This window comes from Haloarcula sp. H-GB5, assembly GCF_054850705.1.
On sequence record NZ_JBTWBG010000002.1, the window covers coordinates 975247 to 987518 of the forward strand.

Below are 12272 nucleotides of genomic sequence, written 5' to 3' on the forward strand. Positions count from 1 at the left end.
GCCTACAGGCTGTTTCGAGCGGATCGATGCGGGACTGACACCTGTCGTGGGTGGTCGCTTCCAGTATAGTACTCCGCCACTGCGCGCCAAGTCTATTTTTGAGGTAGTCAAAATACTGGCCGATTCTCAATTCAGTGCTTATATCAGGTCATAGCATGCATACGTCGATATTTGTCCCATCTGTCGGGGCATCAGCTGACCAATGTGGCCGCATCTATATTGAGTATATCAAGCTCGCGTCTGTGAAATATTCCGCATATGAGTTGCTGAAATACCCCATAATACTCCATAAGCGGCGAATAAAGGTGCTCAGGGGCTTTTGCTATATTCAAACTAATCGTCCCACAGACAGTCCCAAATGTTTATTAACAATACCGGTATTGGTGCCGATACACTGTCTCACTCCAGCCGTCGGATGGTGACAGTCAGGACGGAATCAGCGTGCTGAACGACGTAGCGTACTCGCTCCATTTGCCCGAAGCAAGTGGGCGTACGCACCACCGAACACAAACCAATCATGAGCACACAGAAGGAGCCACCAGAGCAAGCAACAGACGAGGACGAATCGCCAATCGCGACTGCCCGCCACCAGCTGGAGCAAGCGGCCGAACACCTCGACCTTTCTGAGGGAATGCTTGAACAGCTCCGCCACCCATCGAAAACCGTCGAGGTGTCCGTCCCGATCCGTCGGTCCGACGGGAGTGTCGAGGTGTTCGACGGGTATCGCGTCCAGCACTTCGAAGTCAGAGGGCCGTACAAGGGCGGTATGCGATACCACCCGAGCGTCTCCGCCGAGGAGTGTACGGCCCTGGCGATGTTGATGACGTGGAAGTGTGCGGTGATGGACCTCCCCTTCGGCGGCGCGAAGGGCGGCATCGTCGTCGACCCGTCGACACTCGACGCACAGGAGACCGAGCAACTGACCCGCCGGTTCGCCGAGGAGCTACGGGAAGTCGTCGGGCCGACGAAAGACATCCCCGCACCCGATATGGGGACCGACGAGCAGACGGTCGCCTGGTTCATGGACGCGTATTCGATGCAGGAAGGCGAGACGGTCCCCGGCATTGTGACCGGCAAACCGACAGCGGTTGGCGGGACACACGGCCGTGAGGAGGCACCCGGCCGAAGCGTCGCTATCGTCGCCCGCGAAGCACTCGACTACTACGACGGAAACATCGATGGTGCGACTGTCGCCGTCCAGGGCTTCGGTGCCGTGGGCGCGAACGCCGCACGCCTGCTCGACTCGTGGGGTGCGTCTGTCGTCGCTGTCAGCGATGTGGACGGCGGCATCTACGACGAATCCGGCCTCGATATCGAATCCATTTCCGCTGACGGCGACGAACACGGCCAGTTAGGGGCTGTTGACGCACCACGGCAGCTATCCAATGCCGAACTGCTGGAACTCGATGTCGATGTCCTCATTCCTGCAGCAGTCGGGAACGTTCTGACCGAGGAGAACGCCGCGGACGTGCAGGCGAGCATTATCGTCGAAGGGGCGAACGGCCCGACAACGACAGCGGCTGATACAGTGTTCGAGGAGCGCGACATCCCAGTCATCCCGGATATCCTCGCGAACGCCGGTGGCGTCACCGTGAGCTACTTCGAATGGCTCCAGCACATCAACCGACGAAGCTGGTCACGCGAGGAGGTCAACGAGGAACTCGAAGACGAGATGCTCGACGCCTGGGAGGCCCTGCAGGCCGAAGTCGAGGACCGCGATGTCACGTGGCGAACGGCTGCCTACATCGTCGCTCTCTCGCGAATCGGTGACGCTATGAACGCCCGTGGGCTATGGCCGTAGTAACGGATGTCGCTTCAGTCCACCCACTCGCGAGACCACAGTCGTTCCGTGTCACCTGTCGCGGTGCTCGGTGTCCCGTTCGCCCTCGGTGCCGACCGGCGTGGCGTCGACATGGGCCCGTCGGCGATTCGCTACGGCGGCCTCACCGCCGCGCTTGACACGGCCGGCGTCGACTACACTGACGTTGGCGACCTCTCGCCGCCGACGCTACAGTCCCAGCCAGTGTCCGACGACGACAGCGCGAAGTACCTCGATGCTATTGCTGAAATGACCGCCACCCTCGCCGACCGAGTGGCGACCGAAATAGCCGACGGGAGCGTCCCACTGGTGCTAGGTGGCGACCACTCTATCGCGATGGGGACGATGCGCGGTGCGGCTCAGACATCTGAACTCGGCGTCATCTGGTTCGACGCGCACGGTGATTACAACACCCCAACGACCTCGCCCAGCGGGAACGTTCACGGGATGCCGCTCGCGGCCGCCCACGGCTACGGCGACTTCGCAGAGATGCCGTGGGCCACCGCCCCGAATATCGCTGAGGAGAACACTGTCATCGTCGGCGCACGGAGCCTCGATGCCGACGAACGAGCGGTCCTCCGTGAGAGCGACATCTCCGTCTTCACGATGGAAGACATCGACAGGCGAGGTGTCGGCCCAATCACTGATGAGGCACTCGACATCGCGACCGACGGGGTCGATGACATCCACGTGAGCCTCGACCTCGATTGGCTTGACCCGGACGACGCGCCAGGGGTCGGGACACCAGTCCCAGGCGGCGTCACCTATCGGGAGGCACATACGGCGATGGAACGGGTCGCCGACCGCGACGCCGCCGAATCGGTGCTGCGTTCGCTCGACGTCGTCGAAGTCAACCCCATCCTCGACCAGCGCAACACGACGGGCGAGCGAGCGGCCGAACTCGCCGCCAGCGCGTTCGGCAAGCGGATCCTGTAGCCCAGTTTCGAACCGCAGCAAGGACTCAATTGCGTGTCCGCAACGCGGGGCCGGAACACAGTGATTTATTACCAATGATTGCCTTTATGTTAGCATGGACCGCGATACTGCGGAGCCGCGTGTCGATAGCCTTCCTGGCCCACGGAGCAGCGAGTGGGTCGAGTACCACCACGAAACCGCCGCGCCGAGCACGTACGTGTACGATTTCGTCTGGGACATCACCGAGGACGCAATCGGTCCGTTCTGTACAGACGCGGACGGCAACGTCCTGCTCGATTTCACCTGCCACGTCGCCGCGTCGCCGCTCGGCTACAACAACCCGAAAGTGCTCGACCGGGCCGACGAGTTCGACATGGTCGACCCGCTGAAAATCGCCGGCCAGGACTTCTACGTCAGCACCGGCGGCTCGCCCGACGAAACGTCGCTACCGGGTCCTGCTCACCTGATGGATCGGTTGACCGACATTACTAGCCACTACGACTTCGACACCGTCTTCCTCTCGAACTCTGGCGCAGAGGCCGTCGAGAACGCGATGAAGATCTGCTACGACAACTGCGAGACCCCGAAGTACGGCATTACTTTCGACGGCGCGTTCCACGGACGGACCCTGGGGGCACTCTCCCTGAACCGTTCGAAGTCCGTCTATCGACGGAAGTTCCCCGAACTCAGCGGGATTCACGACGTGGAGTACTCCGAGGCCGGGGTCGAGCGCCTCCGTTCGAAACTCGACGCAGACACCGGCCACATCCCGCCTGAAGAAGTCGCGTTTCTCATTCTGGAGCCGATACAGGGTGAAGGCGGCTATCGTGTTCCGAACCCCGAGTTCCTCTCGGCTGTCGACGACCTCTGCCGGGAACACGATATCCCGATCATCGCGGACGAAATCCAGTCGGGAGCCGGCCGCACGGGCGAGATGTGGGCCGTCGACCACTACGACATCGAGCCGGACGTCATCACGAGCGCCAAAGCGCTCCGGGTCGGCGCGACCATCTCCCGGTCGGACATCTTCCCGTCGGAAACGTCTCGGCTCTCCTCGACGTGGGGGGCCGGCGACATCCTCGGCTCGATGCGTGGCGCGCTGACGCTTGCCGCTATCGAGGACCACGACCTACTGGACAACGCCGCCGAGAAGGGGACGTACTTCATGGACCGACTCCGCGATATCTCGGCGGACCGTCCGCTGGTCGAGGACGTGCGTGGCCTCGGCCTGATGACCGCGCTGGAGTTCGATACGGCCGACCGTCGCGACGCCGTGATGGAAACAGCGCTCCAGCACGGCCTCCTCACGCTCGGCTGTGGCCAGAAATCCCTCCGACTCCTTCCGCCACTCGACGTCACCGAGCGCGAACTTGAACTCTGTCTCGACATCCTCGATTCGGTGTTTACCGAGGTTGCAGACCCTGTCGCGTCGGCCTGACTCTCGCTACTTTTGCGGTAACCGCAATGTTAAAATATGATTAATTCAATTGTGGCACTATGCCACGAGAGGCACGCGTAGACAGACGGAGGTATCTGCAGGCAATCGGTGGCACTGTCGCGACCCTGTCGGTCGCTGGTTGTCAATCGGGCAGCGGGGACTCACAGACGCTCACCGCGGGCACAGCGCCGGGTTTTCCGCCGTTTGAAATGAAACAGGACGGCGAACTCGTCGGCTTCGACGTCGAGTTGCTGGAGGCCGTTGTCGCGGCGACGGAGTACGAACTGAGCGGCTGGGAGGAACTGGAGTTCAAATCACTCATTCCAGCGCTGAACAACGGTAACGTCGACATCGTCGCGGCGGGCATGACGATAAACGACGACCGTGACGAAGCGATCGACTTCTCCGACCCGTACTATAGTTCGAATCAGGCTATCATCGTCCGGGAGAACGGGTCGTTCTCGCCGTCGTCGCTGGACGATCTCTCCGGAGCGACAGTCGGGGCACAGAAGGGGACGACCGGTGAATCCGTTATCAAGGACCAGCTCATCGACGCAGGGACGATTTCGGAGTCCCAGTACAACGCATACGGCAACTACGTGCTCGCCGTCGAGGATCTACTGAACGAAAACGTCGACGTCATCATCATCGACGTCCCAGTCGCGAACTCGTTCGTGGCAGATCGCCCCATCGAATCCGCGTTCGTCCACGAGACTGGTGAGCAATTTGGCTTCGGGATTCAGTCCGGTAACAACGAACTCGCGGGCGCGCTCAACAGTGGGCTGACCACAGTTGAGGACGACGGGACGTACCGGGACCTGACCGAGAAGTGGTTCGGACAGAAGTGAGGCCATGGCAGAAATCCTACTGCAGGCCGCTGACTGGCTGTTCGTCATCGACAACATGGGCCTGTTGCTCGGAGGGACAGTCGTCACTATCGCGCTCACCGTAGCCAGCATTCTCCTGGGATTCGTCGTCGGGTTTCCGGCCGGTGCGATAGAAGTGTACGGCTCGGACAGGGCCCGGCGGGTGGTCGAACAGGTCGGGGTTGTCCTCCGTGGTACCCCACTGCTGGTCATCATTATGATCCTGTACTTCGGCCTCTCTATCTCCAGTAGCGCGTTCGTCACGGCGACTATCGCACTCGGCCTCCGGAGCGCCGCCTACCAGTCACAGATCTTCCGCGGTGCGCTCCAGAGCGTCGACGACGGGCAGCTGGAAGCGGCACGCGCCGTCGCGATGTCCCGATTCGAAGCGATTCGGCACGTCGTCGTCCCGCAGGCGCTCCGCCGGAGCGTTCCGGGCTTCCAGAACGAGTTTACTATCGTCCTCAAGGATACAAGCATCGCCATCGTCATCGGAATCGGCGAGCTGCTGACGACGGGACAGAACCTTTACGAAGGCGGACAGTCGACAGCGGCACTCGAGATTTTCCTCGCCGTCAGCCTCGTCTACTTCGTGCTGACGTTCGCAACGAATCGGTCACTCGACAGACTCAGCGACTACTACGCAGTACCGGAAGGAACGACATGACACAGCCACTACTCTCAATCGACGATCTGCACAAGTCCTACGGGAGCGAAGAGGTACTGGAAGGCGTCGGCCTCGAAATGGACCAAGGTGACGTGACGGTCCTTATCGGTCCCAGCGGCTCGGGCAAGTCCACGTTGCTCCGATGTGTGAACCGACTGACGGAGATCAACAGTGGCCGGATCGCCCTCGATGGGCAGGACGTGACTGGAGCCGACACCGACGTCAACGAACTGCGAAAGCAGGTCGGCATGGTGTTTCAGGACTTCAACCTCTTTGCGCACCTGACGGCGCTCGAGAACGTCACGCTCGGCCCGAAAAAAGTACTCGGCATGGACGCTGCTGACGCCGAAGCGGCCGGACGGAACCACCTCGAACAGGTCGGATTACTGGAACAAGCGGACTCCTACCCCGCTGAACTCTCCGGCGGGCAGAAACAGCGTGTCGGCATCGCGCGCGCACTCGCGATGGACCCGGAACTGCTGTTGTTCGACGAGCCGACCAGCGCCCTCGATCCCGAACTCGTCGGCGAGGTCGTCGAGGTGATGCGCGACCTCGCCGACGAAGGCATCACGATGCTCGTCGTCAGTCACGAGATGGACTTCGCCCGGTCGGCCGCGTCGGACATCGTGTTCCTCGACGACGGTGATATCGTCGAACACGGCCCGCCGGAGCAACTGTTCCAGAACCCCACTGCGGACCGAACCGAACAGTTCCTGAGCAGATTGCACGCACACGAGGAAACGGCATGAGCACAGCTGAATCGACAACATCACCGAACCCGGGGCTCTGGGACCGCGTCGGGACGGTCTTCACCGTCCGCCCACTCACAGTGGGTCTGGCACTGTTCTGGGTCTGGGTTCTCGCCCGCTGGACCACTGATTTCGTCCTCGCAGGAGTCTCCGGATTCGACCGCGGCACACCATTTATTCCGGCGGCCCCGTTCCTGACAACAGCGGATGCCGTCGCGTCGCTCGCCACGCCACTTGGTGCTGCCGGAGCGCCCCTAGTGTGGGTCGCTGATACGCTCCGGTTCACTGCCGACGCGACGGCGTATCTGCCGGCGCTGGCGCATGGCATCTGGACGACGATCCTACTGACGGTCTTCAGCGTCTGTCTCGGGTTCACGCTGGCGCTCCCGCTCAGCGTCGTCCGCGTGTACGGGGGGCGGTGGGCCCGTTGGCTTGCCCTGTCGTACACGGAACTCATCCGCGGGACACCGCTGCTCGCTCAGTTGTTCGTGCTCTACTTCGCGACCTCACTGACGCAGGTTCTCAGGGGCGTCCCGGGAGTCGGTGTCGGCTTCGTCCCGGCACAGGCGTTCTGGGTGGCCGTCATTAGTTTCACGCTGAACAGCGCCGCCTACCAGTCCGAATACCTGCGTGCGTCGCTGGAATCGGTCGATGGCGGGCAGTTGACTGCCGCACGTGCCATTGGGCTCTCGAAGCTCGAAGGGATACGGTACGTCGTCGTTCCACAGGGCCTCCGACTCGCGCTTCCCAGCTGGACGAACGAACTCGTGTACCTTATCAAGTACTCCTCGCTGGCGAGTTTCATCACTGTGCAGGAACTGTACGGCAGGACAAGCACTATCGCTAACGAAACGTACCAGTATACAGAACTGTTCGTGCTGGTAGCGATACTGTATCTGGCGCTGGTCGTGTCGGCATCAGCGCTGATGGACCGCGTCGAATCGCACACCGCAACCGCCGGTGTCGGACACACCAGACAATGACTACTCTCTTACCGTTACCAATCAAACATTGCAGCACATCCCATGAGTCAAACCGATAGCGCCGGAGCACGGCTAACACTCGACCTGTGGCACCCGAACTGCTGGGCTATCGAAGCCACCGACCGAACCGATGGCGGCATCCTAGCACACACGGTGCAACAGAGCGTACAGTCGTCGACAGCATCGGTCAACGGCGTGTTTACCGCGTATGGTGCCACGAAGTCAGACGTCGAAAACTGCCTCGACGCAGTCCGTGCATCGCCCCACGCCGGAGAGATACAGGAGCTTCAGGCACGTATCGGACACAAGCGCGACGCGCCGGGAACCGTCGTCAGACAGTTCTTGCTGGAGTACGATCCGGACGAGTTGGTCTGCCCGACGCTGCTCGAACACGGGTTCGTCCACAGCGCGCCCGTTCGCATTGAAGACGGTCGCGAACGGTGGCAGGTGAGTTTCACCGGCGAACGGCCCGAAATCCAGTCCGCACTCGATGCCGTCGAAGCCGACGCCGACGCTGACGTGTCGGTCGAATCCATCGTCACGCCGGACAGCGATACCGAGCGGTCGGTGGGTGGGCTGCGAACCGACTCGCTAACGCCGGCTCAACGACGGGCTTTCGAAGCGGCCCGCGAAGCTGGCTACTATCAGTGGCCGCGTGGAATTTCGGTCCGCGAGCTCGCCGCCCAGATGGACATCTCGAAGACGACGCTCCTCGAACACCTCAGAACTGCCGAGTCGAAGCTTCTGGACCCCGAGTAGCCCTATCAGTACTTCATCCGAGTAGGTAGCCCCGAGACGTGTGTAGTCTTGGCGTCTTCGGTCTCTGGGGGACATTCCGTTCGCGCCGGTGATACTCCTGTCGTATGCGGTCACTGAGATCGTCCATTGAGATAGCACAGCTGCGAAGCAGAATCTGACTGTTTCTATATAGCGATATATAATTTACGAGTGCCGCAGCTACCATTCACACTGTCACTGTAGTGTTAGATAGCTAATAGAATAGTTACAATAGCGAGTAGATTTCGGCCTCGTATACATCCCTGACTCGGGTCCCCCATTCGTGGGTGTACGTGTCGATGACATCTTGTGCCACGTCGCCCCTGAGGTATTTGACGACGCCACGGTCGCCGGTCCGATCCCGGAGATGCGTCGTGAAGAAGTGCCGGAAGTAGTGCGGTGTCACGTTTTCTTCGGCTCCCCCACCCTCCGTGTACCAACCGAACTCACGAGCGTGGGATTCGACGATGTGATGTACCATATTCGGTGTGAGTCGCTCTCCCCAGCTGCCGCTTGTAGAGACAAACAGCGGCTCCGCCGGGGACTGCGTGTCTGGTCGGATTGCGAGCCAGCGTCGCAGTACTGAGCCCAGCTCTGCGTCGATTGGGACTGTTGTCTCGCGCTTGCGCTTGTTGGATGCTGTTCGTTCTTCCCCATTACTGGTCTCTCCGTGGGTCGGTTCCGCTGCGACGAACAACGAGTCCGGACGCCCGTCGAGCCCCGCCCGGACCGGTATCTCCGGCCTGGGGCCGGGGGTTTCGAGGTTGAGGTCACGGATATCGAGGTTACACAGTTCGCCGGCCCGCATTCCCGTCTTCAATAGCGTCACTACGATAGCTTGCTCAAGTGGGTGCGGGATGCTGTCGACGAACGCACGCATCGACTGGAGGTCTATCTCCCGGCGGGTTGGGTCGGTGTTGATGGACTCGTCCATCTCCTCCATGACCAGCGTCATCGGATTCGATTCGAAGACCCCCACCTGGGTCATGTACGCGAAAAACCGGTGTAGATAGGATGCATACGTTGCGACTGTGCTTTCTTCGACGTTTCCACGAAGACTGTGGACATATGCCATACAGTCTCGGTGGGAAGCCTCTCGGATGGGAATGGCCTGATGGCCATCCGCCAGATAGGATTCGAAGTCCCGAAGGACGCGCTCGTAGGATGCACGAGTCCGGTCGCTCTTTCCGTGATACGTGATGTCATCGAGGAAATACCCGACTGGGTCCGACTCGGCGTCTGGCGTGGCTGTATCCGTGCTCATTCGTCTCGAACGTACCCCCCGTGTCGCCCGCTGTACTGCACTTCGTTGTTGGACTGCAGTTCTTGTAGCGTATCTTCGAGACGCTCCTCGATATCATCGGTCAGTTCGGCGAGTAGGTCGTCCCACTCGTAGTAATCCCCGTCAGCTAAGATCTCCCGGACCCGGTCTTTCAGCCCGTCACCCCCAGGGGTAGCGTCCGGAGAACGGGGTTCCTCGCTATCGCTCTCAGCGTCGTCCGATTCAGGTGCCTGGGAGGCTGCTGACTCGAATCCGCTTCGACCCGCCTGTACCATCGTCCGGACGAACTCGCTTTGACTCATATCCAGTTCCTCAGCGTGGGCTTGCCACTGTTTTTTCTGATAGGCCGGAATGTACGTCCGAACCGTCGTTCGCTCGCTATCACTGGACACAGTTACCTCTGGGACGCGGGGGACTTCAATGTAGTCCCATACTTAGAGATAAAAGCCTTTATTTGGGTATGTGCAACCCTATTTCGCCGCTATTTGCCGCTTTATTGGCAATACTTTTACACTAAATCAAAGGGTGGGCCTATACTCACAAATACAAAGACGTCCGCAGATTGCTGTACTCTCTCTGGGTAGCTCGCCTGCCCAGCCAGATTTAGGGGGACATAAGCAGACTACTGCCTGTCAACAGGCCCCAATATTTGATTAGATAGAGTGAACGACCACGCGGAATGAGTCGGGTCGATTAGATCTGGTTTACTACCCAGCCAAGCCAGCCGTGCAGGGCTGGCAGCCCTCCAACAGTTCGATATCACTGACTTGCCTGCACGGTTATTCCCTGAATCTCCCACACTACATAGCATCCATGATATATCAGACGAGACCAGACGTGGTCGTCCCATTCACTGCCACGAGCGCGCCACCGGCTTGACTGCCGGTTCTACGTGTCGCTTCAGAACCGTTTCTAACACCCTAAGATCGGCGGAGCTGTCGGCCCGCATGACGACAGTGAATGTGGCCTTGATGCCGTGCCGTCGTGCCTGTGCCGGCACACGCGAGCACTTCAGGCAGGCACACGCTTTTGAGCGAGAGACACTGTGTCTACGTCACCTCATACAGCCGTGTCAGCAGGGCAGGGGATAGTGTTCCTCGGGCGTGACCGCGGCATCAGGTAGCTTCGGGTACTTGTCGGAGTCATCCGCTATTGTATCGGTCTTCGCGCAGGTATTGCTCGCCGGCTGTGGTGGTACAGGTGACGGGAGCATTCGCACCGCTATCTAGCACGGCTGTTCCGTCGGCCAGTGGCGTGTCCTGTGCCCCGCCAGAAGCAGTCACGGACTGAGAGACTCCGCAGAAGTGATCAGTCCCGTCATACCACGGTCCAACAGCCCCGTTTCCCGTAGTCGACTAATTCGGACTGTCAGCGATTTCCAGTTGGGAACGCCCGGGGTTGTATCGGTTCTTTCAGTTCGCTCTTGATTGGTGTCGCAGGCCGAGATCGTTCGTCTAATCTGACGATGCATGCTATGTTGCGAATGACGTCTTTGTGTACATGCCCATCGCGATAGTTGCCACGGAAGCCGGTAGGGTAGTGTTTATGACCGACGTATTCGGCTCGTCACTTGTTGTTCGTATCGAAGCATCCGCACCAAGCTTCACGGTCTACCGACACCTGCTGAGTGGTCAGTGCTCCGAAAGCAGCGCTGCCCTCCGTTCAAGCCGTCCTCCATCGACGTGGCTCTGTCACTCAGTTCTACGCACGTAACACTGAGTACTTCTGAACGTTGGAGGCCAGATAGATTACGAGTGCCATAGACTGGTGAACCGAAACCCTGCTACATTAGCGTGCCGAGGCTGAAGCTAACGATATGCGTTCCCGACGAGACGCCCCCTCTCAGGTGGGTGAGCGTGATGGCTAACGACGCACTTGTCCTTCTGTTCATGATCGCGATTGTACTGGTAGTCATGATTATCACTCTTATTGGTGGGTTCTATCTGGTCAAATACCTCGTCGAGCGCACGTTCAATTCGTAAGCTCAGGTCTGCAGGGATTTCTGGCTAAGATTTTCGTGGGTGGTGTGATTCTGTGATTACTATTGGTAATTCTCATACTACAGCTCAGTGGTCTACCTGGGCCAGATAAATCTCATGTCGCTATATCTAATCTGGGTGTGGCGCTACCGATTCGGACCGGAAATCAATACCTCGATGAGCGTAGCCACATCGCGCTGGGACGGCAACTTACTTTTAGAAGGGCCGAGCCGGGCCACGTACCCTCGCAGTGAGGATCGTCTCTGCTCGTAAGCTATTCGAATTCAGCACTGGGTCACCGTGAGAACGATGGCCGTCAGCAGATGTCAGCGTTGTATGACAGCCTGGTCTTGATCAGGCCCCAGTAAAATCTTCAGCCCCGGTCTTCTCCCGTCGCAACTCCCAGAATCGTCGTCTCTGCGTCGAAATACGTCGGTGCGTCGGTTTCGATTTCGAATTCAAGAACGGTTTCGAGATCACCGGAGCCCCCGGCGAGCTGTTCGGCAAGATCAGTATATCCCTCAGCGAGCGTCCGGTATTCCTCGATTGTTGCCTGCTCCGCCTGTGCTCGCTCCTGTTTGGTCTCGATCTCAGCGATAGTAGCTTCCGCATCGGTATCCGGCCCGGAACGCTCGGTCAATGTCGTACGAGCGTCAGCAGTCTCCTGTTCTATTTCTTCGAGCAAATCGGAGAGCTCCGCACTACGCTGGTCCAGATGCCCCGCAAGAATCGCAGCCTGGGTTCGACAGTACTCGGCGAGTTCAGGCCGTGAGATATCGCCCGTGTCGTCGCTCATT

13 protein-coding genes are annotated in these 12272 nt (G+C 59.6%); 9 read left to right on the forward strand and 4 right to left on the reverse strand.

The window, feature by feature from the left end:
- Positions 1-517: 517 nt before the first annotated feature.
- The 8 genes from gdhB (at position 518) to ACYJ11_RS13025 (ending at position 8196) form a co-directional block, all read left to right on the forward strand.
- A complete protein-coding gene (gene gdhB / locus ACYJ11_RS12990; RefSeq protein WP_461648078.1) occupies positions 518-1801 on the forward strand; it encodes a glutamate dehydrogenase GdhB in 1284 nt (427 codons plus the stop codon).
- Positions 1802-1807: 6 nt separating this feature from the next.
- Entirely contained in the window at positions 1808-2755 is a 948-nt protein-coding gene (rocF, locus tag ACYJ11_RS12995) for an arginase (RefSeq protein WP_461648079.1), read from the forward strand.
- 94 nt (positions 2756-2849) lie between these two features.
- The gene (locus ACYJ11_RS13000; RefSeq protein ID WP_170097896.1) at positions 2850-4172 is read left to right on the forward strand and encodes a class-III pyridoxal-phosphate-dependent aminotransferase; all 1323 of its coding nucleotides are present in this window, start codon (positions 2850-2852) and stop codon (positions 4170-4172) included.
- Positions 4173-4231: 59 nt separating this feature from the next.
- On the forward strand, positions 4232-5020 hold the full coding sequence (locus ACYJ11_RS13005) for a basic amino acid ABC transporter substrate-binding protein (protein ID WP_461648080.1): 789 nt from the start codon (positions 4232-4234) through the stop codon (positions 5018-5020).
- 4 nt (positions 5021-5024) lie between these two features.
- Complete coding sequence (locus ACYJ11_RS13010) at positions 5025-5705, forward strand: amino acid ABC transporter permease (protein ID WP_461648081.1); 681 nt, start codon at positions 5025-5027, stop codon at positions 5703-5705.
- Entirely contained in the window at positions 5702-6454 is a 753-nt protein-coding gene (locus ACYJ11_RS13015; protein WP_461648082.1) for an amino acid ABC transporter ATP-binding protein, read from the forward strand. The genes ACYJ11_RS13010 and ACYJ11_RS13015 overlap by 4 nt, the downstream gene beginning before the upstream one ends.
- Entirely contained in the window at positions 6451-7437 is a 987-nt protein-coding gene (locus tag ACYJ11_RS13020) for an amino acid ABC transporter permease (RefSeq protein WP_461648083.1), read from the forward strand. The genes ACYJ11_RS13015 and ACYJ11_RS13020 overlap by 4 nt, the downstream gene beginning before the upstream one ends.
- A gap of 42 nt (positions 7438-7479) precedes the next feature.
- Positions 7480-8196, forward strand: coding sequence for a helix-turn-helix domain-containing protein (locus ACYJ11_RS13025; protein ID WP_461648084.1), 717 nt, complete (start codon positions 7480-7482; stop codon positions 8194-8196).
- A gap of 244 nt (positions 8197-8440) precedes the next feature.
- On the opposite strand, the gene ACYJ11_RS13030 is transcribed toward ACYJ11_RS13025, so the two are convergent.
- The 3 genes from ACYJ11_RS13030 to ACYJ11_RS13040 form a co-directional block, all read right to left on the reverse strand.
- Positions 8441-9478 (reverse strand): tyrosine-type recombinase/integrase, encoded by a 1038-nt coding sequence (locus ACYJ11_RS13030; RefSeq protein ID WP_461648085.1) that lies wholly within the window; start codon positions 9476-9478, stop codon positions 8441-8443.
- Entirely contained in the window at positions 9475-9888 is a 414-nt protein-coding gene (locus ACYJ11_RS13035; protein ID WP_461648086.1) for a DUF5805 domain-containing protein, read from the reverse strand. The genes ACYJ11_RS13030 and ACYJ11_RS13035 overlap by 4 nt, the downstream gene beginning before the upstream one ends.
- Before the next feature lie 750 nt (positions 9889-10638).
- Positions 10639-10779 carry a hypothetical protein gene (locus tag ACYJ11_RS13040; protein WP_461648087.1) on the reverse strand — a complete coding sequence of 47 codons (141 nt, stop codon included), beginning with the start codon at positions 10777-10779 and terminating at the stop codon, positions 10639-10641.
- A 576-nt stretch (positions 10780-11355) separates the two neighbouring features.
- On the opposite strand from ACYJ11_RS13040, the gene ACYJ11_RS13045 reads away from it, so the two are divergent.
- Entirely contained in the window at positions 11356-11478 is a 123-nt protein-coding gene (locus tag ACYJ11_RS13045; protein WP_268237848.1) for a hypothetical protein, read from the forward strand.
- A gap of 370 nt (positions 11479-11848) precedes the next feature.
- Here the strand turns inward: ACYJ11_RS13045 and ACYJ11_RS13050 are convergent, their stop codons facing one another.
- Positions 11849-12271, reverse strand: coding sequence for a hypothetical protein (locus ACYJ11_RS13050; RefSeq protein WP_461648088.1), 423 nt, complete (start codon positions 12269-12271; stop codon positions 11849-11851).
- Position 12272: the final 1 nt, after the last annotated feature.